The sequence below is a fragment of the Priestia sp. ST2 genome (assembly GCF_055810735.1).
On the sequence record NZ_JBVVNT010000012.1, the window covers coordinates 34,510 to 59,154 of the forward strand.

Annotated in this window: 25 protein-coding genes, 1 rRNA gene and 2 other annotated features; all 26 genes read right to left on the reverse strand. The window is 39.4% G+C overall.

Annotated elements, in window-relative coordinates; genetic code table 11:
* Positions 1 to 59: 59 nt before the first annotated feature.
* The 26 genes from rpoB to rrf all read right to left on the reverse strand — a co-directional run bounded on the left by rpoB (position 60) and on the right by rrf (position 24,637).
* A complete protein-coding gene (rpoB, locus tag AC0KUU_RS28115) occupies positions 60 to 3,623 on the reverse strand; it encodes a DNA-directed RNA polymerase subunit beta (RefSeq protein WP_013081368.1) in 3,564 nt (1,187 codons plus the stop codon).
* Between the two features lie 245 nt (positions 3,624 to 3,868).
* Positions 3,869 to 4,471, reverse strand: a complete 603-nt coding sequence (locus AC0KUU_RS28120; protein WP_043982713.1) for a class I SAM-dependent methyltransferase — start codon at positions 4,469 to 4,471, stop codon at positions 3,869 to 3,871.
* A gap of 112 nt (positions 4,472 to 4,583) precedes the next feature.
* A complete protein-coding gene (gene rplL / locus AC0KUU_RS28125; RefSeq protein ID WP_013054917.1) occupies positions 4,584 to 4,946 on the reverse strand; it encodes a 50S ribosomal protein L7/L12 in 363 nt (120 codons plus the stop codon).
* A gap of 44 nt (positions 4,947 to 4,990) precedes the next feature.
* Positions 4,991 to 5,491, reverse strand: a complete 501-nt coding sequence (gene rplJ / locus AC0KUU_RS28130; RefSeq protein ID WP_013054916.1) for a 50S ribosomal protein L10 — start codon at positions 5,489 to 5,491, stop codon at positions 4,991 to 4,993.
* A 40-nt stretch (positions 5,492 to 5,531) separates the two neighbouring features.
* Positions 5,532 to 5,675: a sequence feature (ribosomal protein L10 leader region), on the reverse strand.
* 65 nt (positions 5,676 to 5,740) lie between these two features.
* Positions 5,741 to 6,436, reverse strand: a complete 696-nt coding sequence (rplA, locus tag AC0KUU_RS28135; protein WP_013054915.1) for a 50S ribosomal protein L1 — start codon at positions 6,434 to 6,436, stop codon at positions 5,741 to 5,743.
* A 110-nt stretch (positions 6,437 to 6,546) separates the two neighbouring features.
* Positions 6,547 to 6,972 (reverse strand): 50S ribosomal protein L11, encoded by a 426-nt coding sequence (gene rplK / locus AC0KUU_RS28140; protein WP_013054914.1) that lies wholly within the window; start codon positions 6,970 to 6,972, stop codon positions 6,547 to 6,549.
* Positions 6,973 to 7,137: 165 nt separating this feature from the next.
* Complete coding sequence (nusG, locus tag AC0KUU_RS28145; RefSeq protein ID WP_013054913.1) at positions 7,138 to 7,671, reverse strand: transcription termination/antitermination protein NusG; 534 nt, start codon at positions 7,669 to 7,671, stop codon at positions 7,138 to 7,140.
* A gap of 195 nt (positions 7,672 to 7,866) precedes the next feature.
* Positions 7,867 to 8,046: a preprotein translocase subunit SecE gene (gene secE / locus AC0KUU_RS28150; RefSeq protein ID WP_013054912.1), complete on the reverse strand. Its 180-nt coding sequence runs from the start codon at positions 8,044 to 8,046 to the stop codon at positions 7,867 to 7,869.
* A 53-nt stretch (positions 8,047 to 8,099) separates the two neighbouring features.
* Complete coding sequence (gene rpmG, locus AC0KUU_RS28155; RefSeq protein WP_013081365.1) at positions 8,100 to 8,249, reverse strand: 50S ribosomal protein L33; 150 nt, start codon at positions 8,247 to 8,249, stop codon at positions 8,100 to 8,102.
* Positions 8,250 to 8,330: 81 nt separating this feature from the next.
* Positions 8,331 to 8,981 carry an RNA polymerase sporulation sigma factor SigH gene (gene sigH, locus AC0KUU_RS28160; protein WP_013054910.1) on the reverse strand — a complete coding sequence of 217 codons (651 nt, stop codon included), beginning with the start codon at positions 8,979 to 8,981 and terminating at the stop codon, positions 8,331 to 8,333.
* Between the two features lie 68 nt (positions 8,982 to 9,049).
* Positions 9,050 to 9,559, reverse strand: coding sequence for an NYN domain-containing protein (locus AC0KUU_RS28165; RefSeq protein ID WP_013081364.1), 510 nt, complete (start codon positions 9,557 to 9,559; stop codon positions 9,050 to 9,052).
* Between the two features lie 2 nt (positions 9,560 to 9,561).
* Positions 9,562 to 10,305, reverse strand: a complete 744-nt coding sequence (rlmB, locus tag AC0KUU_RS28170) for a 23S rRNA (guanosine(2251)-2'-O)-methyltransferase RlmB (protein ID WP_043982715.1) — start codon at positions 10,303 to 10,305, stop codon at positions 9,562 to 9,564.
* Entirely contained in the window at positions 10,295 to 10,720 is a 426-nt protein-coding gene (locus tag AC0KUU_RS28175) for a Mini-ribonuclease 3 (RefSeq protein ID WP_013054907.1), read from the reverse strand. Before AC0KUU_RS28175 ends, rlmB begins: the two co-directional genes overlap by 11 nt.
* A 7-nt stretch (positions 10,721 to 10,727) precedes the next feature.
* Complete coding sequence (cysS, locus tag AC0KUU_RS28180) at positions 10,728 to 12,125, reverse strand: cysteine--tRNA ligase (RefSeq protein ID WP_043982717.1); 1,398 nt, start codon at positions 12,123 to 12,125, stop codon at positions 10,728 to 10,730.
* Entirely contained in the window at positions 12,115 to 12,771 is a 657-nt protein-coding gene (gene cysE, locus AC0KUU_RS28185; RefSeq protein WP_025753192.1) for a serine O-acetyltransferase, read from the reverse strand. Before cysE ends, cysS begins: the two co-directional genes overlap by 11 nt.
* Positions 12,772 to 12,843: 72 nt before the next feature.
* Positions 12,844 to 13,068 (reverse strand) — a binding site (T-box leader).
* Between the two features lie 39 nt (positions 13,069 to 13,107).
* Positions 13,108 to 14,565 carry a glutamate--tRNA ligase gene (gene gltX / locus AC0KUU_RS28190; RefSeq protein ID WP_028412658.1) on the reverse strand — a complete coding sequence of 486 codons (1,458 nt, stop codon included), beginning with the start codon at positions 14,563 to 14,565 and terminating at the stop codon, positions 13,108 to 13,110.
* A gap of 105 nt (positions 14,566 to 14,670) precedes the next feature.
* The gene (gene ispF, locus AC0KUU_RS28195) at positions 14,671 to 15,150 is read right to left on the reverse strand and encodes a 2-C-methyl-D-erythritol 2,4-cyclodiphosphate synthase (protein WP_013054903.1); all 480 of its coding nucleotides are present in this window, start codon (positions 15,148 to 15,150) and stop codon (positions 14,671 to 14,673) included.
* On the reverse strand, positions 15,147 to 15,848 hold the full coding sequence (gene ispD, locus AC0KUU_RS28200) for a 2-C-methyl-D-erythritol 4-phosphate cytidylyltransferase (protein WP_043982719.1): 702 nt from the start codon (positions 15,846 to 15,848) through the stop codon (positions 15,147 to 15,149). The genes ispF and ispD overlap by 4 nt, the downstream gene beginning before the upstream one ends.
* 25 nt (positions 15,849 to 15,873) lie before the next feature.
* Positions 15,874 to 16,971 carry a PIN/TRAM domain-containing protein gene (locus AC0KUU_RS28205; protein WP_013054901.1) on the reverse strand — a complete coding sequence of 366 codons (1,098 nt, stop codon included), beginning with the start codon at positions 16,969 to 16,971 and terminating at the stop codon, positions 15,874 to 15,876.
* Between the two features lie 147 nt (positions 16,972 to 17,118).
* The gene (gene disA, locus AC0KUU_RS28210; RefSeq protein WP_013054900.1) at positions 17,119 to 18,198 is read right to left on the reverse strand and encodes a DNA integrity scanning diadenylate cyclase DisA; all 1,080 of its coding nucleotides are present in this window, start codon (positions 18,196 to 18,198) and stop codon (positions 17,119 to 17,121) included.
* Positions 18,199 to 18,201: 3 nt separating this feature from the next.
* On the reverse strand, positions 18,202 to 19,578 hold the full coding sequence (radA, locus tag AC0KUU_RS28215) for a DNA repair protein RadA (protein ID WP_013054899.1): 1,377 nt from the start codon (positions 19,576 to 19,578) through the stop codon (positions 18,202 to 18,204).
* Between the two features lie 123 nt (positions 19,579 to 19,701).
* The gene (gene clpC / locus AC0KUU_RS28220) at positions 19,702 to 22,143 is read right to left on the reverse strand and encodes an ATP-dependent protease ATP-binding subunit ClpC (protein WP_043982721.1); all 2,442 of its coding nucleotides are present in this window, start codon (positions 22,141 to 22,143) and stop codon (positions 19,702 to 19,704) included.
* 20 nt (positions 22,144 to 22,163) lie between these two features.
* Positions 22,164 to 23,237: a protein arginine kinase gene (locus AC0KUU_RS28225; protein ID WP_097825356.1), complete on the reverse strand. Its 1,074-nt coding sequence runs from the start codon at positions 23,235 to 23,237 to the stop codon at positions 22,164 to 22,166.
* Between the two features lie 3 nt (positions 23,238 to 23,240).
* Positions 23,241 to 23,783 carry a UvrB/UvrC motif-containing protein gene (locus AC0KUU_RS28230; RefSeq protein ID WP_025753183.1) on the reverse strand — a complete coding sequence of 181 codons (543 nt, stop codon included), beginning with the start codon at positions 23,781 to 23,783 and terminating at the stop codon, positions 23,241 to 23,243.
* Between the two features lie 41 nt (positions 23,784 to 23,824).
* Positions 23,825 to 24,286, reverse strand: a complete 462-nt coding sequence (locus AC0KUU_RS28235) for a CtsR family transcriptional regulator (RefSeq protein WP_322551665.1) — start codon at positions 24,284 to 24,286, stop codon at positions 23,825 to 23,827.
* 235 nt (positions 24,287 to 24,521) lie between these two features.
* Positions 24,522 to 24,637, reverse strand: a 5S ribosomal RNA gene (rrf, locus tag AC0KUU_RS28240).
* Between the last annotated feature and the right edge of the window lie 8 nt (positions 24,638 to 24,645).

Consider the following 24,645-nt stretch of genomic DNA (forward strand, 5'->3'; position numbering starts at 1 on the left):
GCCTACCTCCCTTTTAATCTACAGGTTTTTTCCCTTAACGTTTATATGAAAGTAATTCCTTACTCTTTTGTGACAGGATCTTTTTGTCCTTCAGAAAGGCTTTCTTCGTTATCAGCAATAATTGATTCTGTTGGTTGCTCATGGTCCTCTTCTGAGTCCATGATATCAATTTCTTGCTCGTCAGCAGAAAGCATCTTCACATCCATACCTAAACTTTGCAGTTCTTTAATTAATACTTTGAACGATTCAGGTATGCCAGGTTCTGGAATGTTTTCACCTTTAACAATTGCTTCGTATGTTTTCACACGACCTACTACGTCATCTGATTTCACTGTTAAGATCTCTTGTAATGTGTAAGCAGCACCGTATGCTTCAAGTGCCCATACCTCCATCTCACCAAAACGCTGTCCACCGAACTGCGCTTTACCACCAAGTGGTTGTTGTGTAACAAGTGAGTATGGTCCAGTAGAACGAGCGTGAAGTTTATCGTCTACCATGTGAGCAAGTTTGATCATGTACATGATTCCTACTGATACACGGTTATCGAATGGTTCACCTGTTCGACCATCATATAGAACTGTTTTAGCATCACGAGACATGCCAGCTTCTTCGATTGTTGCCCAAACATCTTCCTCACGCGCACCATCAAATACTGGAGACGCAACGTGAATGCCAAGCTTACGAGCAGCCATACCTAAATGAAGCTCTAGCACCTGACCGATGTTCATACGAGATGGTACCCCTAATGGGTTTAACATGATGTCAATTGGCGTACCGTCTGGTAGATAAGGCATATCTTCTTCAGGTAAAATACGTGAAATTACACCTTTGTTACCGTGACGACCGGCCATTTTGTCACCTTCAGAAATTTTACGTTTCTGAACAATATATACACGGACTAATTGGTTTACACCTGGTGGTAATTCGTCGCCATCTTCACGGTTGAAGACTTTAACATCAAGAATGATTCCACCGCCGCCGTGCGGTACACGAAGAGAAGTATCACGAACTTCACGCGCTTTTTCACCGAAAATAGCGTGTAGAAGACGTTCTTCAGCTGTTAGTTCTGTTACACCTTTTGGCGTTACTTTACCAACTAAAAGATCTCCGTCTTTTACTTCTGCACCAATGCGGATGATTCCACGCTCATCTAAGTTACGAAGCGCATCTTCACCTACGTTTGGAATGTCACGCGTAATTTCTTCAGGTCCAAGCTTCGTATCACGAGACTCAGATTCATATTCTTCAATATGAACAGACGTATATACATCGTCTTTCACAAGGCGTTCACTCATGATGATGGCATCCTCATAGTTGTAACCATCCCATGTCATGAAACCAACCATTACGTTTCGTCCTAAAGCAAGCTCACCTTTTTCCATTGAAGGACCGTCGGCTAAGATCTCACCTTTTACTACTTCGTCGCCAACTGAAACAATTGGACGCTGGTTGTAACAAGTACCTTGGTTAGAACGAACAAATTTTAATAATTTGTATTGATCTAAGTTACCTTTAACTTTTTGTCCGTCTACTTCTTCATAGCGGCGAACAAAAATTTGTTTTGCTTCTACGCGCTCTACAACACCAGGATATTTACAAATCACGGCTGCACCAGAGTCTTTACCAGATACGTATTCCATACCTGTACCTACGATTGGTGCTTCAGGATTTAATAAAGGTACTGCTTGACGTTGCATGTTCGCACCCATTAATGCACGGTTAGAGTCATCGTTCTCTAAGAATGGGATACATGCTGTAGCGGCAGATACAACTTGTTTTGGTGATACATCCATATAATCTAAACGATCGCGACGGATAACCGTGTTTTCTCCACGGAAACGTGCAACGACATTTTCATCTAAGAATGAACCATCATCACCTAGACGAGCGTTCGCTTGGGCTACAACATAGTTATCTTCTTCATCAGCTGTTAAGTAGTCAATTCGCTCTGTCACTTTACCTGTTTCAGGATCGATACGACGGTAAGGTGTTTCGATGAAACCGAATTTGTTTACTTTTGCATAAGAAGATAGTGAGTTGATTAACCCGATATTCGGACCCTCTGGCGTTTCAATCGGACACATACGGCCATAGTGGGAGTAGTGAACGTCACGCACTTCGAAACCAGCGCGCTCACGAGTTAGACCACCAGGTCCTAGAGCTGAAAGACGACGTTTGTGCGTCAATTCGCCTAATGGATTCGTTTGATCCATGAACTGTGATAATTGAGAACTTCCAAAGAACTCTTTAATCGCCGCAATAACTGGGCGAATATTAATTAATTGTTGAGGTGTGATTGTATTCGTGTCTTGAATTGACATTCTTTCACGAACAACACGTTCCATACGAGATAAACCGATACGGAATTGGTTTTGTAACAATTCACCTACAGAACGCAGACGACGGTTACCTAAGTGGTCGATATCATCTGTGTCTCCTACTTGATGAAGCAAGTTAAAGAAGTAACTGATTGATGCTAAAATATCAGCAGGTGTGATATTTTTAACTTCTTCTGTTACATATGCGTTACCTGATACAGTGATGATTTTTTCACCTTCTGGATCATTTGGCGCATAAATCTTAATAGATTGTAATGTAACATCGTCTTCTACTACTCCACCAACCGGACTATAAGTCTTGAAGTTTACTCCACCTTCAAGCATCGGAATCAAGCGATCTAGCAGACGGCGGTCAATCATTGCGCCTTTTTCTGCAATAATTTCACCTGTTTCAGGATCAACTAATGTTTCAGCTAGCTTTTGATTAAATAAGCGATGTTTGATATGAAGCTTTTTATTAATTTTATAGCGACCTACGTTCGCTAAGTCATATCGTTTTGGATCAAAGAAGCGAGATACTAATAGAGACTTCGCATTCTCAACTGTCGGTGGTTCACCCGGACGTAAACGCTCATAGATTTCTAATAGCGCTTTTTCCGTTGTTTCCGTATTATCTTTTTCAAGCGTATTACGGATGTATTCATTATCACCGATTAAATCGATAATCTCTTGGTCAGAACCGAAACCTAGCGCGCGTAACAGCACTGTTACTGGCAGTTTACGAGTACGATCAATACGCACGTATACTACATCTTTTGCATCAGTTTCATATTCTAGCCATGCACCACGGTTAGGGATAACAGTTGCTGTATATCCTTTTTTACCGTTTTTATCAAGCTTTCCACTATAGTAAACACTTGGTGAACGAACCAACTGTGATACGATAACACGCTCAGCACCATTAATTACAAAGGTACCTGTTTCGGTCATCAATGGGAAATCCCCCATGAACACATCTTGGTCTTTTACTTCACCTGTTTCTTTATTAATTAACCGCACCTTAACACGAAGAGGTGCTGCATAAGTTACATCACGTTCTTTGGACTCTCCTACTGAATACTTTGGCTCACCTAAGCTGTAATCAATAAATTCTAGTGATAAGTTACCTGTAAAATCATCAATTGGAGAAATATCTTGGAACATTTCTCGTAAACCTTCATCTAAAAACCATTGGTATGAAGCCGTTTGAATCTCGATTAAGTTCGGTAACTCTAAAACTTCACTAATACGAGCATAACTTCTGCGTTGGCGGTGGCGTCCATACTGAACTAGTTGACCTGTCAACTGATTCACCCCTCAAATCAAGCGTTATTATTCAAAATATATAATAAACCATATGTTTATTATTGAACAAAAGAAAAATGGTCTCTTTAAATAGAAAACCACAATTTCATAAAAACGTACTATTGATTTTATTAGTTTTTCCCATATAATTCAAAATTATACCTTTTATTTTATGTATAACCCGAGCTTATATGGAATATTTATATATTGGCATTTTATAATGCTAACACACTAAAAAATATTAGTCAACATTTTTTAGCACATATGATATAATACCCTTTTTTCTTGTCTACTACTTCCACTTCATTAAATAGAGATTCTAATTTCGCAAGAGCAGATGGCGCTCCTTGCTTTTTCTGAATCACAATCCAAAGTTCTCCTTGGTCGGCAAGGTGATCTAATGATTTTTCTAGAATTTCATGAACAACTTTTTTACCCGCACGGATCGGCGGATTACTAAGAATAGCTGCAAAATTCGTTTCCTTCACATTTTCATAGCAAGAGCTTTGATAGATTGAAACATTTGATACTGAATTAACTTCAGCATTTTTTTGAGCTAGCGCTAATGCACGTTCATTAACATCAACCATATGAACGTTTCTTTGGCTGTCCTCTTTTGCAAGTGCCAACCCAATTGGGCCATATCCGCATCCAACATCCAGAAGCGGGCTGGGATTCTCGGGCATTTGAAACGTTTCAATTAACAGGCGCGATCCAAAATCGATCTCTTTTTTTGAAAAAACACCGCAGTCACTCGTAAATGAAAAAGAGGTTCCTCTCAATTCAAATGAAAAGCGCTCTTCATTACTTGCAGACGATGGTGTATTAGAAAAATAATGTTCTGTCAAAATAGAACCTCCTAATCAATATGTTCTTCTTTACTATAAATGAAAAGGATGACAGAAGCAAAAAAGCTCGCTTGTACAAGCGAGCTTTTTTATATCAGTTGTTAAGCAATAATTACTTAACTTCTACAGAAGCGCCAACTTCTTCAAGTTTAGCTTTTGCTTCTTCAGCTTCTTCTTTAGAAATACCTTCTTTAAGAGCTTTTGGAGCGTTATCAACGATTTCTTTAGCTTCTTTTAAGCCAAGACCAGTGATTTCACGTACTACTTTGATAACTTTGATTTTTTGTCCGCCAGCACTTTCAAGTACTAGGTCAAATTCAGTTTTCTCAGCAGCAGCTTCACCAGCAGCACCGCCAGCTACAGCTACAGGAGCAGCAGCAGTTACGCCAAATTCTTCTTCGATTGCTTTTACTAAATCGTTAAGTTCTAAAACAGTCATATTTTTAACTGCTTCAATGATTTGTTCTTGAGTCATTGTTAATTTCCTCCTTGTGATTGTGTTATATATAACAGACTAGATTATGCACCTTGTTCTTCTTTTTGATCTGCCACAGCTTTTGTAGCAAGAGCAAGGTTGCGAATTGGAGCTTGAAGCACGCTAAGCAACATAGAAAGTAAGCCTTCGCGAGATGGTAGTTCTGCAAGTGCTTTAATTTCTTCAACAGATGCAACATTACCTTCAATTACACCAGCTTTGATTTCTAACGCTTCGTGTTCTTTCGCGAAGTTGTTTAAAATTTTAGCTGGAGCAACAACATCTTCTCCACCAAATGCGATTGCATTTGGACCTACTAACGCATCATTAAGATCTGTTAGTTCAAGTTTTTCTACAGCACGGCGAGTTAAAGTGTTTTTGTAAACTTTGAACTCAATGCCTGCTTCACGTAATTGCTTACGAAGTTCAGTAACTTCAGCAACATTCAAACCACGGTAGTCAACGACAACTATTGAGTTACTCGCTTGAAGTTTTTCAGCAATTTCGTCTACGACTTGTTTCTTTTGTTCAATTACGTTGCTCATCTTTACACCTCCTGTAGATTTCCTTCCGTACACTCAGACAAGGTGCAATAAAAAACCTCCATGACAATAAAGACATGGAGGTGTAGTAAGCGAACCATAACGTTTCACTAATTTATCTCACACACCTCGGTAGGAAATTAAGCTTTGCAGCACCTACTGTCTACGGTACAAATGTTATTCTTTTTAACAACATTATCTATTATAATCAGGGACTTTCAAAAAGTCAACACCGATTTATTTCCAAATTTATTAAGCAGAGAATGAAGCAGTATCAACTTTGATACCAGGGCCCATTGTTGAAGTAACAGCTACGTTCTTCATGTATGTGCCTTTTGCTGCTGCCGGCTTAGCTTTTACCATAGTTTCGAAGATTGTAGTGAAGTTTTCAACTAACTTGCTCTCTTCGAAAGATACTTTACCGATTGGTACGTGGATGTTACCAGCTTTATCAACGCGGTATTCTACTTTACCAGCTTTGATTTCGTTAACTGCTTTTTGAACATCAAATGTTACTGTACCAGTTTTAGGGTTTGGCATTAAACCTTTAGGTCCTAATACACGACCAAGTTTACCAACTTCACCCATCATATCTGGAGTAGCTACGATTACATCGAACTCGAACCAACCTTGTTGGATTTTGTTGATGTAGTCAGCATCGCCAACGTAGTCAGCGCCTGCAGCTTCAGCTTCTTTAGCTTTTTCGCCTTTAGCGAATACTAATACACGTTGAGTTTTACCTGTACCGTTTGGTAGTACTACTGCACCACGAATTTGTTGGTCAGCTTTCTTAGGGTCAACTCCTAAACGGAATGCTACTTCTACAGTTGCATCAAATTTAGTTGTGTTTGTTTTCTTTACTAATTCAATCGCTTCTTGTACTGAATAAGTTTGTGTACGATCTACAAGCTTAGCAGCTTCAACGTACTTTTTACCTTTTTTAGCCATTTTTGTTTCCTCCTTATGTGGTTTTAACGGAATAACCTCCCACTAATAAAGGTTGCGAGCATAGGAAAACTTCCATTTCTCGCAACCTTCTAACACCCAATCAAATGGAATTAGTCTTCAACTACGATTCCCATACTGCGCGCTGTACCTTCTACCATGCGCATTGCAGATTCAACGCTAGCAGCGTTTAAGTCAGGCATTTTAGTTTCAGCAATCTCACGCACTTTGTCACGCTTGACTGTTGCAACTTTATTACGGTTTGGTTCACCAGAACCAGACTCAATACCAGCCGCTTTCTTAAGTAGTACAGCAGCAGGTGGAGTTTTCGTAATAAATGTAAATGAACGGTCTTCAAATACCGTGATTTCAACAGGAATGATAAGACCAGCTTGATCAGCTGTGCGAGCGTTAAACTCCTTACAGAAACCCATGATGTTAACACCGGCTTGACCTAATGCAGGACCAACTGGTGGCGCTGGATTTGCTTTACCTGCAGGAATTTGTAACTTAACAAGTTTAATTACTTTTTTAGCCACGAGACACACCTCCTTAAGTCCGTGATGTGGTAATAGGGCGATGCCCTCCCACTCAATGTTCTTTATATATAAAATAAAGAAATAGTTGTTTTAGTCTCTAGTTTTGAGACATACTGACTTATGAAATATTAACATTAAACTTCATGAATTGCAAGGTCTTACAGATTATATTTTTTCAATTTGTGTAAAGTCTAGCTCTACTGGTGTTTGTCTTCCGAACATATCCACATGAACCTTAACTTTACGTTTATCTGTATCGATTTCTTCAATGGTACCTTCGAAGTTTGCAAACGGACCTTCTTGAACCAATACTGTTTCTTTTAGTTCAAAGTCAAAGTCAGCATGCTTCTCGTCCATGCCCATTTGTTTTAAGATCATTTCTACTTCTTCTGGTAGAAGAGCAGTTGGCTTTGAGCCAGAACCTGCTGAACCTACAAAGCCCGTAACGCCAGGTGTATTACGAACTACATACCATGAATCATCCGTCATGATGATTTCAACTAACACGTACCCTGGAAATACTTTTTTCTTTGTAATCTTTTCTTTGTTGTTCTTAATTTCTCTTTCTTCTTCTTCAGGAACAACAACGCGAAAAATTTTATCTTGCATACCCATTGTTTCTACGCGCTTTTCTAAATTTGTTTTTACTTTATTTTCATATCCAGAATAAGTATGGACTACATACCAATTTTTCTCCATTTCTGAGGACTATACGTCCTTCCCTCCCAGCTCACTATAAAATAAGATGTCCTAATCTATTGCACAGACAACGCACTAGGAAAATAGTTGACTCCTAGCACAATCATTCTTAAAGCAAATTAAAAAACCCGTCTCCGGGCTTTTCTGAAAAAAACATAATTTAGCTTTATTATACCATGATTCAAGTCAATTTATTCAAGGGATTAAACGAATAAGTGACGAAATTCCGTAATCAACTACTACAAAAAAGAGTGTCATAAATACAACTGTAGAAATAACAGTAATTGTATAACGAGTTAGCTCATTTTTTTTAGGCCAACTTACCTTCTTCATCTCACGCCCAACATCACGCAAGAAATTTCCTACACGGTTCATGTTTGTAACCTCCAATAAATTAAAAGGGGTATTAGTCTGTGCAGATTATTGATCTACTTTGTTTCACGATGAATCGTATGTGCGTTACACGTTTTGCAAAACTTCTTCATTTCTAAACGCTCTTCGTTTTGCTGTGTGTTTTTCATAGTCGTATAGTTACGACTAGCGCATTGCACACACGCAAGTACAACTTTTTTACGCATAATGTCAACCACCTATAGAGTGATAATGTCTATAAAAAAGTATCACAGACTTTCTTAGCATGTCAATATGAGGATAGAAGGCTACATTGTGATTTCACGAATCTCGAGGTAGCGCTCTAATTTCCTCTTCACACGCTGAAGTGCATTATCGATGGATTTGACGTGGCGGTTTAACTCTTCTGAAATCTCTTGATAAGATTGACCATCTAAATAAAGAACGAGAACTTTTCGCTCAAGATCACTTAAAAGTTCAGCCATCTTTAATTCAATATCATCAAACTTCTCTCGATTAATGAGCAACTCTTCTGGATTTGCTACTTTTGTCCCCGAAATAACATCCATTAAGGTTCGGTCGGACTCTTCATCATATATTGGCTTGTCCAATGATACATAAGAGTTTAATGGAATATGTTTTTGCCTTGTTGCGGTTTTAATAGCGGTAATAATTTGCCTGGTAATGCAAAGTTCAGCAAAAGCTTTAAACGAAGTTAGCTTATCTTCTCTAAAATCTCTAATTGCCTTATATAACCCTATCATACCTTCTTGTACAATATCTTCACGGTCTGCCCCAATTAAAAAATATGACCGCGCCTTTGCTCGCACAAAGTTTTTGTATTTATGAATCAAATACTCTAATGCGTCAATATCGCCTTTATGCACAAGATCGACAACTGTTTCATCCTCTTGTTGTTCGAAATGAGCATGCAGTTTTCTCCCATAATTATCGCCCATATCGATCCCCCCGACCGCACAGTAGATAGAAATATTATACAGTAGCTAATTCCGTACCGTCAATAACCTCACCGCTGTCCCCGACGCCATTTTTCGAAAATTTCGGCTACTTGATTGGAAAGTTGAATGCGTGCCGCTGGCTTTTGATTTTGAATAGACTTCACATCAAGATTAATATGTTTCTCAATCTGCTCAATTTCGTTGTACAATTCTCGAGCAGAAATTCTGAGCGCACCTTGTCCAAAGATTGCCCACTGCTCCGTGAAATCAGATGTAGCAACATGAATCTGTGTCTTTACATTGTTTAGCTCTTGAGCCAGCTTTTCAATGTACTCATCCGCTGTTTCATTTTCTCTTGTAAATACAACGTCAACCTTATGATTTTTTGCCTTCTTTTCAATTCCTTCGACCATATGAGCATCGAAGACAATAATGACACGATACCCCATATATGCTTGATACTCTGCCATCTTTTCGATTAACAGATCTCGAGCACCGGCTAAATCATTATCTCTAAGCTTTCTTAGGTCGGGCCACGCACCTATCATGTTATAACCATCCACCAGTAGAATATCCATTCTTATTCACCTAGAGGATGGCGTTTTCGGTAAACCTCATACATGAGAAGACTAGCTGCTACAGATGCATTTAACGATGTAACATGCCCAACCATTGGAAGCTGTACAAGGAAGTCGCATTTTTCACGAATCAAACGACTCATGCCTTTTCCTTCGCTTCCAATAACTAACGTAAGCGGCATACCTCCATCTAAGTTGCGATAATCATCGCTTTCTTTCGCATCTGTTCCAACAATCCATACGCCTCGATCTTTTAATTCATCAATCGTCCTTGATAGGTTTGTTACCCTTGCTACGGGAACATGTTCAATCGCTCCTGTAGAGGCCTTAGCTACAGTGGCCGTTAATCCAACTGAACGGCGCTTTGGAATAATAATACCGTGTGCGCCAACGGCATCGGCTGTTCGCATAATAGAACCTAAATTATGGGGATCTTCAAGCTCATCTAGCAGAAGAAAAAACGGACTTTCATTACGTTTTTCCGCTAAGTTAAATAAATCATCTAACTCTGCATATTGATAAGCAGCAACTTGTGCAGCTACTCCTTGATGAATACCTTCTACCATTTGCTCAATTTTCTTTTTCGGTACAAACTGCACCAATACACCATTACGTTTTGCTAACTGCGTGATTTGCCCCATAGAACCGCCTTGCGATCCTTCGGCAATCCATAGTTTGTTAATGTCGCGCCCAGACTTTAGGGCTTCTAGGACCGGATTACGTCCAATGATAAATTCATGTTCCATGATTCATTCCTCCCTCTCCTTCATCGACGAAAGAGATAGCTTTAGTAATAAGTTCCATCATTCTTTCTTCTTCACCTAAAAGATACAAATAGCCTACGACCGCTTCAAATGCCGTACTGTAGCGATACGTTTGCACATCTGTGTTTTTAGGGACTGTACCGGACTTTGCATTGCGTCCTCGGCGCAGTACACCTTCTTCTTCTTCAGTAAAAAAGTTTTCATTTTTAAAATAATATACGATTTGCGCTTGTGCTTTTGCTGATACGTATTTTTTAGCTTTATTATGAAGCTGGTTAGGGCGCACTGTCCCTAACACCAGCAGGTGGCGGCGAACATGTAAATCAAACACCGCATCACCCATATAAGCAAGAGCTAAGCTATTTAGCTGTTTTACATCTAATTTACTGCTGCTCATAACACTATTATCCTCTTTTCCATCTTGTTCCTTGCGCCGTATCTTCTAAAATAATATTTTTAGCCTTTAATTCATCTCGAATTTGATCTGCTAATTGGAAATTACGATCTTTACGAGCCTGAATACGATCTTGGATCAATTGATCAATTTCTTCGTCTAGAAGTTCAGCTTCTCCAAACGTAATGCCTATTGCAGCACCTAGTTCTTTAAACTCTTTAATAAAGGCTTCAATTACATCTGTAGACGTTGTTTGTTCTAATAAATACAAGTTAGCTTGCTTTGCTAGCTCGAACAGAACAGAAATGGCATTTGCAGTATTAAAATCATCATCCATCTCTTCAACAAACGTTTCGCGAAGCTCTTTTAGCTTTTCGAACCATTCTGAAGCATCTTCTTGAAGATTTGTTGCTGCCTCTAGACGGTGAGTTAAGTTGCCGTAAGCTGTTTGCAGACGCTCAAACCCTTTGCGCGTATTCTCTAAAATTTCTTCGTTATAGTTAATTGGGTGACGATAGTGAACGGATAAAATAAAGAATCGAAGTAGGGACGGATCATGCTTTTTAATAATGTCATGAACTAACACGAAGTTCCCTAGTGATTTAGACATCTTTTCATTATCAATATTGATATATCCGTTATGAAGCCAGTATTTCGCAAACGATTTCCCAGTGAGCGCTTCTGATTGGGCAATTTCATTTTCGTGATGAGGGAAAGCTAAATCCTGACCGCCTGCGTGGATATCAATTGTATCACCTAAATACTTGCGTGCCATCGCAGAGCACTCGATATGCCAGCCTGGTCTTCCTTGACCCCAAGGGCTATCCCATGCGATTTCTCCATCTTTGGTTGCTTTCCAAAGAGTAAAGTCTAATGGATCTTCTTTCTTTTCTCCAACTTCGATACGAGCACCGGATTGCAATTCATCAATAGATTGATGTGATAATTTTCCGTATCCTTCAAACTTACGTGTACGATAGTATACATCACCCTCTGACTCATATGCATATCCTTTTCTCACCAGTTCATCAATGAACTCAATAATGATATCCATATTTTCAGTTACGCGTGGATGCACATCGGCATGCTTGCATCCAAGAGCTGACGTATCTTCAAAGTAAGCATCGATAAAGCGGTTTGCGATCGTTGGAACATCTTCTCCTAACTCTTTTGCTGCCTTAATTAATTTATCATCCACATCTGTGAAGTTTGAGACATACTCTACATCGTAGCCTCTAAATTCTAAATAGCGGCGCACCGTATCAAATACGATTGCAGGACGCGCATTTCCAATATGAATATAGTTATACACGGTCGGTCCGCACACGTACATTTTGACTTTGTTTTCTTCTAGAGGTACAAATGTCTCTTTTTGACGTGTTAACGTGTTATATAGCTTAATTGCCATGGTGAATCTTCCCTTCTTTTAATTCCTTTAATTGATTTTGCAGGTGTAAAATTTCTTTCTCTAGCTGTTTAAAACGCTCTGCATCTGGATCTGGCAAATCTTGATGATTCAAATCTTTTGGAATCCGGACGCCATTTTGAATGACGACTCGGCCAGGGATACCAACAACCGTTGAGTTTTCTGGGACGTCATTTAACACAACTGAGCCCGCTCCAATTTTGGAGTGCGCATGAATCGTAATCGACCCTAGTACTTTAGCACCTGTTGCAATTAAGACATTGTCCTCGATCGTCGGGTGACGCTTTCCTTTTTCTTTCCCTGTTCCTCCGAGTGTTACTCCTTGATATACTGTTACATTATCTCCAATTTCGCACGTTTCCCCAATCACAATTCCCATTCCATGGTCAATAAAAAAGCGGCGGCCAATTTTCGCACCCGGATGGATTTCAATCCCTGTGAAGAATCGGCTAATTTGTGAGATTACACGTGCCAGAAAAAACCACTTTCTTTTAAAAAGCCCGTGAGCGAATCTATGTGCCCAAATAGCATGCAACCCCGAATAGGTTAATATCACTTCAATATAACTTCTTGCTGCAGGATCTTGTTCAAATATGGCTTCAATGTCTTCCTTTAACAACTTTAGCATCATCTCACCCCAATTCCGCTATTCCTCTATCTACTCATTGATTGTATAAAAAAACGCCCCTATGTCAAATGACACAGAGACGTATATACGCGGTTCCACTCTGTTTGGATCAACAAACGATCCCAACTCTTCTCTCATAACGTGAAAGTACCCGCTTTTGCCTACTTACTTTAGCAGCATTCAACAAAAGACTCAAAGGCGCACTTCAACAAGTTTTGTCATAGGTTACTTTCAGCCGGTGATAACCCTCTCTGATATGCAATGAACTTGCCTACTCTTCCTTCTCAACGATATCCATATTTGATTATTCTATCATATGGGCAAAATAGAAATTTGTTAACTATAAATGCTTTCTAGACGAGCTAAAACTGTTTCTTTCCCTAAAAGAGAAATAGCTTTTGGAAGCTCAGGACCGTGTGTTTCGCCTGTTGTTGCTACACGAATTGGCATAAATAGTTTTTTACCTTTTTGACCTGTTGCTTTTTGTACAGCTTTTGTTGCTGCCTTAATTTCATCAGCACTGAATTCTTCTAAGGAAGAAATTTCTTCAGCAAATGCTTTTAACACTTCCGGTACTTGCTCTTCAGCAAGCACTGCTTTTGCTTCTTCACTGTAATCAATTTCTTTCTTAAAGAACATTTCAGTAAGTTCAACAATCTCAGCGCCAAAGCTCATTTGTTCTTGGTATAGAGCGACTAAGTCACGTACCCATTGTTCTGTTTCTGCATCGCGCGTTTCTTCAACTTTTCCAGCTTTCACTAAGTGAGGAACTGATAAAGCTACTACCTCGTCTAAATCCAATTGTTTCATGTATTGGTTGTTCATCCAACGTAATTTGCTTGTATCAAATAGTGCTGGAGATTTTGATAAACGAGCTGGGTCAAAAATTTCAATGAACTGTTCTTTAGAGAAGATTTCTTCTTCTCCCACAGGTGACCAGCCAAGCATTGTAATAAAATTAAACAGTGCTTCCGGCAAGTAGCCTAATTCTTTATATTGCTCAATAAACTGAATGATTGACTCATCACGTTTACTTAGCTTACGGCGATTTTCATTTACGATTAATGTCATATGACCAAATACAGGAGGCGTCCAGCCTAAAGCTTCATACACAAGAATTTGCTTCGGTGTATTAGAAATATGGTCATCTCCGCGTAGAACATGTGTCATCTTCATTAGATAATCATCAATGGCTACAGCGTAGTTATATGTTGGTGTACCGTCTTTTTTCACAATAACGAAATCACCAATGCCTTCAGATTCAAATGATACTTCATCTTTGACTATATCATTCCATTTAATTTCTGTGTTGCTAGGAACACGGAAGCGAATGCTTGGCTCACGGCCTTCTGCTTCTAGTTCAGCACGCTGTTCAGCTGTTAAGTTACGGCACTTACCTGAATAGCGCGGCATTTGACTGTTCGCCTGCTGTTCTTCACGCTCTTTTTCAAGCTCTTCTGACGTACAGTAACAGTGATAAGCTAATCCTTTTTCAAGAAGTTCTTCCGTATATTTTTGATAGATTTCCGTACGTTCAGACTGGCGATAAGGACCGTACTCGCCGCCTACGTCGATACTCTCATCCCATTCAATACCTAACCATTTTAAATAGCGCAGCTGACTTTCTTCTCCGCCTTCGATATTACGCTTTTGATCTGTATCTTCAATACGGATAATAAATTTACCGTTTTGATTTCGTGCAAATAAATAATTAAATAGTGCTGTTCTTGCATTCCCTATATGAAGATGTCCAGTTGGACTCGGGGCATAACGAACTCTTACTTCGCTTGACATAACTAAGATGACCTCCAATTTAATATTACTTATAGTATGTATTTATATGTTTTAGACATGTTCTAATTTTATCACCAAATAGGTATCTGTCAAAGTCAACTGTTTTTATTTTTGATAAACTAAAACGGCTGCTTGGGCGGCAATTCCTTCTTCACGTCCCGTAAAGCCTAACTTTTCTGTTGTTGTTGCCTTGACGTTAATTTGAGAAATGCTTGCTTCTAACAGCTGCGCAATACGCTCTCTCATTGGTTCAATGTAAGGAGCCATTTTAGGTTTTTGCGCGATAATTGTGCAATCTACATTGCTTAATTCATAGCCTTCATCTTTTAGCAGTTTCCATACGTGTTGAAGAAGCTTTGCTGAATCAGCATCTTTAAATTCAGGGTCTGTATCCGGAAAATGCTTTCCGATATCTCCCTTAGCCGCCGCTCCTAATAAGGCATCTGCGATTGTATGCAACAGCACATCTGCATCTGAGTGGCCTAATAATCCTTTTTCATACGGAATTTCTAAACCGCCGATGATTAAAGGTCTTCCTTCTGCAAATTCATGTACGTCGAAACCTTGTCCTACTCGAATGTTCATTTTTCCACTCCTTCAGTCTTGTTTAGCTTTGTTAATATAGCTTCTGCATATAACAAATCTTCTGGTGTTGTTAGTTTTATATTATCGTAATTTCCCTCTACAATCGATACTTTTTGCCCCGCTTTTTCTACTAAGCTTGCATCATCGGTGCCTAAGTATTCATTTGTTTTTGCTTTTTCGTGTGCATCCATTACTACATCAAAAAGAAAAGCCTGCGGCGTTTGAATAGCCCACAAGCTAGAGCGCTCAACTGTTTCAACGACAGTACCCTGTTCCACACGCTTAATTGTGTCTTTTACTGGAACAGCCAGCACAGCAGCCTTATCACTAGCAGCTTTTTCTACTAACTCATGGATTGTGTTTTGTTGAACAAATGGACGAGCACCATCATGAATTAATACCATCTGAGCCTGCTTTAAACTTTTAAGGCCGTTATAAACGCTATGTTGACGTTCATCGCCTCCAACTGTCAATGATTGAACCTTTTGAATTGGATATTCGATTAATAACTCTTCAAAAATCTCCATTTCTTTTTCGTTTACAACTAGTACAATTCCACTGCACCAAGGATCTTGTTCGAATTTTTGCAGCGTATGAATGATAAGCGGAACGTTTTGAATAGTTAAAAATTGTTTGTTCCGCCCCGCTTTCATTCGCTTCCCCTGACCTGCAGCTAACACGATAATTTCATACTTCATAGGTATACTCCCTTTACCTGTTACGTCACAGTGCTTTTTCTAATAACTTGGGTTTCGCAAAAATCATACGGCCTGCTGAGGTTTGGAGTACGCTCGTCACCAGTACATCAATTTGCTTTCCAATATAATTTCTACCTTCTTCTACCACGATCATTGTACCGTCATCAAGATAGGCAATACCTTGATTGTGCTCTTTACCGTCTTTTATAACCAATACGTTCATTTCTTCTCCTGGAAGTACAATTGGCTTGACGGCATTTGCTAAGTCATTGATATTTAAAACGCCAACATTTTGAAGTTCACATACTTTATTTAAATTAAAATCGTTTGTCACGACCAAACCGGAAGTTAGCTTTGCCAATTTAACCAGCTTGCTGTCTACTTCTTGAATGTCTTCGAAATCGCCTTCATAAATTTCTACCTTCATTGCCAGTTCTTTTTGAATACGGTTTAGAATATCTAGACCTCGTCTACCTCTGTTTCGTTTTAGAACATCCGACGAATCAGCAATATGCTGAAGTTCCTCAAGCACAAAGCGCGGAATAACAATCGTTCCGTCTAAAAATCCTGTTTGACAAATATCTGCGATACGGCCGTCAATAATAACGCTCGTATCTAAAATCTTAAGAGACTTTAATGATTCTTCGTTATCTGTTTCTTCTTCTTGTCCTTTTTTCTTCCCAATTCGAGCCGGCATCGAAAACACGCTTACAAGTTCATCACGTTTTTTAAACCCGACTTGAAACCCTAAGTAACCTAAAAGAATACTTAGAAAGATTGGTAAAATGGTACTTACTACTTGAAGTTGAATTCTGCCTAAAAAAGCTCCGACCAAGTAGGCTACAATAAGCCCTAAAATCAACCCTAAGCTCCCAAAAAGCACATCCGTTACAGGCGCCTTCAGTAACGCCTCTTCCACTCGGCGAATTAATTCAACTATATAATCAACAATCCAAAACGTGACAAGGAAAAACAAAATGGCTCCTAGTATTGCATCGACGTAAGGCTTTTCTAGAAATGCTACATCTTGCAGATTTAATAATTGAATAAGTTCAGGTATAAAAAAGACGCCCAATGTACCACCTGTAATAATAAAAAATAACTGTACAAAACGTTTTAACACGCCTTCACCTCCCTTTATCATTATAAACAGTTTACAATGATTGAAACCTGTTATTTAACCAAAAAACAGAATTTGTAAACAAACTGTCACTTTTTTTGTATTTTCACAATATCTTAATGAATCAAACATTTAATGTCAATTAATATCCTATAGCTGGCGGTTTGTAAGATGCTGCTCTTTTAGTCTTTTTAGGCCTTCTCTGATTTTGCGTGCTCGAATTTCACCGATGCCTTCTACCTCATCCAATTCTTCTACCGACGCATCTGCTATCGTTTTTAAATCCCCTAATTCATCAATGAGATTTTCAATAATAATCGATGGAAGTCTTGGAATTTTATGAAGCATTCGATACCCTCTAGGAATAACGCTGTCTTCAAAGCTTGTATACATGGGATATCCCATTAAGCGAAGAAGCGTTTGGTCATCGAGAAGAACATTATTTGACGGCTGCTGCATGCGTTCAATTACTCGGTAAGGGTCAAAGCTGAGGTCATACATATAATCTTTGATTAATAAAGTTGCTTCTTCCTCTAAGTGGGAAAGTAGTTCATTCATTTGGAGACGGATTAGTCTTCCTTCTGTTCCTAACTCGCTAATATAGCTCAAAATTTCATTTTTAATACGCAGAACCATTTCTGTACGATGAAGCGACTGCAGCACATCTGTATGAGTTACTTGCTCTTCAAACTCTAATGCACTGAGACTTGTAATCGATTCGTCTAATACCGCCTTGTACTTTTCAAGTGTTCCAAGCGCTTGATTCGCTTTTGCTAAAATAACGCTAATGTCTTTCAATACATACTGCAGAGACCCTTTGTAAAGCGTAATCACATTTCTTCTTTGTGAAATGGCTATTACCAATACACCTGACTGCTTAGCTACACGCTCTGCTGTACGGTGTCGCATTCCTGTCTGTGAAGAAGGAGTAGAGGGGTCTGGCATGAGCTGAGCATTAGCAAATAATATCTTGCTTCCGCTGTCATTTAAAATAAGCGCTCCATCCATTTTGGCTAACTCGTATAAATGCGCAGGTGTAAATGCACAATTAATCGAAAATCCTCCATCTACCATCTTTTTGACTTGTTCATTGTAGCCCATAACAATTAAGCCGCCCGTCTTTGCCCGCAAGACGTTATCGATACCGTCACGAATAGGGGTTCCTGGTGCTACAAACTGCAGAATTTCTGATATTTGTTTTTGACTAACTGTTGTTTTTTCTCCTTCCACTGCTTATCCTCCTAATGTATATTGCAGAGCCTCCGCTACTGTTGATACCCCAATCACATCAATACCATCTGGGACTTTCCATCCTCCTAAATTTTTCTCTGGGATAATAATTCGTTGGAACCCTAATTTTACCGCTTCTTGAACGCGCTGTTCAATTCTAGATACTCGGCGTACTTCACCTGTTAATCCTACCTCTCCTACAATAACATCCGTAGCGCTAGAAGCAGCATCTCTGAAGCTTGAAGCAATACTAACGGCTACAGCTAAATCAATTGCTGGTTCATCTAATTTCACTCCACCTGCTACTTTTAAATAAGCATCTTGATTCTGCAGCAGCATTCCTACACGCTTTTCTAAGACAGCCATGATAAGCGAAACGCGATTATGATCTACTCCCGTCGCCATTCTTCTAGGGTTTCCAAAGCTCGTTGGACTGATTAGCGCCTGCAGCTCTACTAATACGGGTCTTGTCCCTTCCATTGAAGCGACAACAACCGATCCTGCTGCTCCCTGAGACCGTTCTTCTAGAAAGATTTCAGATGGATTCAATACTTCTTCTAGCCCACTTTCTTTCATTTCAAAAATGCCCATTTCATTTGTGGATCCAAATCGGTTCTTAACTGCTCTTAATATACGATACGTATGATGGCGCTCTCCTTCAAAATAAAGAACCGTATCCACCATATGTTCAAGAAGTCTTGGTCCTGCAATGGCCCCTTCTTTCGTTACATGACCCACAATAAAGATGGCAATTCCATTCGTTTTAGCAACACGCATTAGTTCAGCCGTACACTCTCGCACCTGTGAGACGCTTCCTGGCGCTGATGTGACATCAGCATGGTAAATGGTTTGAATGGAATCAATCACCACAAAATCAGGCTGCATGCTTGAGATGGCCTCTAGTATTAATTCTAAGTTTGTTTCTGCGTGAACATAAAGCTCTTCAGCTTTTACACCTAGCCTGTCCGCTCTTAACTTCGTTTGTTTGGTTGATTCCTCTCCCGAAATATATAGTACTTTATTTTGTTTCATTGCTAACTGCGCGGAGGTTTGCAAAAGTAAAGTAGACTTTCCGATACCCGGATCTCCCCCTATTAAAACGAGTGACCCTCTGACAATACCTCCTCCTAATACACGATTTAACTCTGCAGAAGGTGTGAAAATTCGTGGTTCTGTTGTAGATTCAATCGCTGTAATTGACTGAGGTTTTTGGACTTTAGAAGCAGTAGCTCCGGAAAAAGCTCCTCGGCGTGATGATTTCGTTTCCTCCATTTCTTCTACCATAGAATTCCAGCTTCCGCACCCGGGACATTTCCCCATCCATTTTGCTGATTCATATCCGCAATGCTGACATGCAAATTTTGTTTTTCGTTTCGCCATTATGTTATCAATCTCTCCGTTCATTCAATCGATTTCTATCTCTATTGTACACTATTTCCTAAGCTAAAATAAAAAGGGAGGCATACGTGTTTTTTCGTATGCCTCGTCTTGGTTTGAGTAAATTTAGCTGATGCTGCTTGGAGCGGAGGATTTAACAACAAATTCTCCTTTGTCTACATCTAGCGTCACTTTCTGACCTTTTTGAACAACCCCTTTTAGCAGCTCTTCAGATAAACGGTCTTCAATATGTTTTTGAATTGCTCTACGAAGTGGACGAGCACCGTATTCTGGATCAAAACCTTCCTCTGCAATCTTATCAATTGCCTCTTTTGTTAATTCAAGATCAATTTCTTGCTCTTTTAAGCGTCTTGTTAACTGATCCGCCATTAATTTAACGATTTCAGCTAAGTGAGGTTTCTCTAATGAATGGAAGACGATAATTTCATCGATACGGTTTAGGAACTCAGGACGGAACGCGCGCTTCATTTCCGCCATTACTTTTCCTTTCATATCTTTGTAGTCTTGCCCTTCCGCTTCTACTGTGAACCCTAAGTGCTTGCTTCGTTTTAATGTATCAGCACCTACGTTTGATGTCATAATTAAAATCGTATTACGGAAATCAACTGTACGGCCTTTTGAATCTGTTAAGCGTCCATCTTCTAACACTTGTAATAAAATGTTAAATACATCCGGATGCGCTTTTTCAATTTCGTCTAAAAGAACAACTGAGTAAGGTTTTCTTCTTACTTTTTCCGTTAACTGGCCGCCTTCTTCGTATCCAACATATCCCGGAGGTGAACCTACTAAGCGTGAAGTAGAATGTTTCTCCATGTACTCAGACATATCGATACGAATCATTGCATCTTCATCGCCGAAGATTGACTCCGCTAATGCACGTGCAAGCTCTGTTTTACCAACCCCTGTTGGTCCTAAGAAAATGAATGAACCAATTGGACGTTTTGGATCTTTCAAGCCTGCTCTAGCACGGCGCACAGCTTTTGCAACTGCTTTTACCGCTTCTTCTTGCCCAATTACACGAGAGTGAAGAATCTCTTCCATGTTCAGCAGTCTTTCTGTCTCTTCCTGTGCCAGTTTAGAGACCGGTACACCCGTCCAGCTAGATACCACCATCGCAATATCTTCTACGGTTACAGCTGAGTTTTCTTTACCTTGCTGCTCTTTCCAAATTTTCTTTGTGTCTTCTAATTCTTCGCGTAGGCGTTGCTCTGTATCGCGTAAAGATGCTGCTTTTTCAAATTCTTGACTTTGAACAGACGCATCTTTTTCATTGCGTACTGATTCTAATTTTTGCTCTAATTCCTTTAAATTTGGCGGCGTTGTAAATGAACGTAAACGCACTTTTGAACCAGCTTCATCAATTAAATCGATTGCTTTATCCGGTAAGAAACGATCGGAAATGTAGCGATCTGATAGTTTCACCGCTTGCTCGATTGCCTCATCAGAAATAGATACTCGGTGATGGGCTTCATAACGGTCACGAAGCCCTTTTAAGATTTGAATAGACTCTTCCAACGTTGGTTCATCCACTTGAATTGGCTGGAAGCGACGCTCTAACGCTGCATCTTTTTCAATGTACTTTCTGTATTCATCTAAAGTCGTAGCACCGATACACTGAAGTTCTCCACGAGCAAGAGACGGTTTTAAAATATTAGAAGCATCGATAGCACCTTCTGCACCACCAGCGCCAATTAATGTGTGTAACTCATCGATAAAGAGAATGATATTACCTGCTTGACGAATTTCATCCATTACTTTCTTCAGGCGATCTTCAAATTCTCCGCGGTATTTTGTACCAGCAACGACCGTTCCCATATCCAAAGTCATAACGCGTTTATCGCGTAAAATTTCTGGAACCTCATTGTTGACGATTTGCTGAGCCAAACCTTCAGCGATTGCCGTTTTACCGACACCTGGCTCCCCAATTAATACAGGATTGTTTTTTGTACGTCGGCTTAACACTTCAATAACACGCTGAATTTCTTTCCCACGTCCGATAACAGGGTCTAAGCTTCCTTCGCGCGCTACAACTGTTAAATCGCGTGCTAAGCTGTCTAGCGTAGGTGTATTAGCGTTTGAAGAGCCTCCGCCTTGATGACTTGAAGCAGCTTCATTGCTACCTAATAAATGAAGCACTTGCTGACGAGCTTTATTTAGGCTGACACCTAAATTATTTAAAACGCGTGCTGCAACGCCTTCACCTTCACGAATTAAGCCTAGTAAGATATGTTCTGTTCCTACATAAGAATGACCAAGCTTTCGGGCTTCATCCATTGAAAGTTCAATGACTTTTTTCGCTCGAGGTGTATAATGAATGGTCTGCGTTAATTCTTGGCCTCTGCCAATTAATGCTTCCACTTCTTTTTGAATTTTTTCAGTGCTTAGGCCTAGAGCAGAAAGAGCTTTTGCTGCAATTCCTTCACCTTCACGAACGATACCTAATAAAATATGCTCCGTTCCAATGTTGTTGTGACCTAGGCGTAGTGCTTCTTCCTGTGCTAAAGCTAATACTTTTTGTGCGCGCTCTGTAAATCTACCAAACATCATATAATCGTCACCCTCCACGTTTAATTTGTGTTTTTATTTATAGTGAGACGTTCTCGAATTAAGGTGGCTCTTTTAATGTCACGTTCTTGAGGCTTTAGGGGACCTCCCGAATACTTTTGTAAAAAGCCTGGCTGCGTCATAATGATAAGTTCATTCAATATATTTTGACTCAGTCCTTTTATATACCCTAAATCGATTCCTAATCGAACATCTGATAAACATTGTGAAGCTTCTTTTGACTCAATAATACGGCTATTGGCCAATACTCCATATGAACGATACACTCGATCTTCTAACTCTACATGAGATGTTTTAAACAGCGCGTCTCTTGCAGAGTGCTCTTGTGTAATCAACTGCTGTACGACACTATTTAAATCTGCCACAATATCTTCTTCAGATTTCCCTAAGGTTATCTGATTAGAAATTTGAAAGATATTCCCTAAAGCTTCGCTACCTTCTCCATAAATTCCTCTCACCACTAGGCCAAGCTGGTTAATAGCGGGAATAATACGATGAATTTGACGGGTCATCACTAAAGCCGGCAGATGCATCATCACAGATGCACGTAGCCCAGTACCCACATTTGTGGGACAGCTGGTTAAATACCCTCTATTTTCATCAAACGCATAATCTACGTATTTCTCAATCCAATTATCTACTTTATTCGCTGTGCTTAAAGCTTCAGATAATTGAAGGCCTGGAAATAAACATTGTATGCGTAAATGATCTTCTTCATTAACCATAATACTCAAATCTTCTTTTTCTGATAAAAAACAAGCTCCGTTGTTATCTCCTTCAGCCAAGTTAGGACTGATAAGATGCTTTTCAACCAACACTTGCTTTTGAAGAGGCTGTAATTCGTTCATCTTTAGTAAATGCAAATTCCACTGATTGGTGTTTTCACTTTTTTGAAAAACTTGCTCGAATACTCGAACCACTTCAACTGCGTGTTCTTTAGAAAAGAGAGTTGGAAAAAGATAATGAGTTAAATTTCGAGCCAGCCTGATTCGACTGCTTAGAACAATATCTGAATTCGAAGCTTCTTGACGCATCCAAGAGCTAACAGGCTGGGAAAAGAACAAATCCTGGGACATGAATTACGCTTCCTCCTCTCTCGATTCGTTCATCTTCTTTTCTAGTAACCGAATGTGATCTCGGAGTTCAGCTGCTTTCTCAAACTCCTCTTTTTCGATATACTCTTTTAAGTTCAATCTTAATGCCTGTAATTCCTTTTTTAAATGAAGATTACTTGCAATTCTTGCTGGTATTTTTCCATGATGCAGATAATTACCTCCATGCAGCCTCTTCAGGAAAGGAATAAGAGGTCGCTCAAATGTTTTGTAGCAATCTGCACATCCAAACCTGCCGATTTTAGCAAATTTTTGATATGTCATGCCACAAGTAGGGCAAGAAAGAACCTCCTGACTTTGTTGCTTATAATTTTCAGTTACTGCTGGATCTAGGTTAAGTAGGCCAGCTAGTAAGTTATTGATTGAAAAACCTTGCTGATTTGAAAAAGAAAATGCATCTCCATTTTCTGAAGCGCATTGTTCACATACATGCATCTCCGTCTTTTCACCATTAATGATTTTTGTGAAGTGAAGAGTTGCAGGTCTCGTTTCACATTGCTGACAAATCATCCTGTCATCACTCCCTGTTCTAAATAAAATAGATCATGAGCTTATCGGTAGCGTAATGAATTAAGCATTGCTTTTAAAAGATTAGCCCTTAGCTCATCACGATAAGGAAGTTCAATATTAATAACTGAACGATTGATAACACTCAACATAATTTTTGCTTCTCGTTCTGTGATGACTTTTTCTTCAACTAACCTAATAATGACGTTTTCAGCACTTACTTGTGAAATTTCACTTTGAATCATCTCAATTACTTGCTGAAACAAATCCGCTGCATCATGCATTTTTACTTTTGCAATACGAATAAAGCCGCCGCCGCCTCGCTTACTTTCTACAAGATAACCTCTCTCAACTGTAAAACGGGTATTGATAACGTAATTAATTTGCGACGGAACGCATTGAAATTTATCAGCAATCTCACTGCGCCTTATTTCAACAATTTCTCTTTCACTTAATTCAAGTACTTGTTTTAAATACTGTTCGATAATGTCAGAGATATTTGGCACGCTGCCCCCTCCTTCTGACTTTGACTATATTTGACCTTAATTTAAATATAAAAGGAAACGAAAAAATTTTCAACTATGTACTATTAAAGTTTATTCTTTACTTTTATCGTTGCCACTAAAATTTATTTCAAAACCTGCAAATCGTGAATTTTATTGTTCTTACTATACTTTTTCATAAAACAAATAAATTGTAAACAAAAAAGGACTAGCTAAAATAGCTAGTCCTTTTTCAGGTGCCTGGCAACGTCCTACTCTCACAGGGACAAAGTCCCAACTACCATTGGCGCTAAAGAGCTTAACTTCCGTGTTCGGTATGGGAACGGGTGTGACCTCTTCGCTATCGCCACCAGACAAGAGAT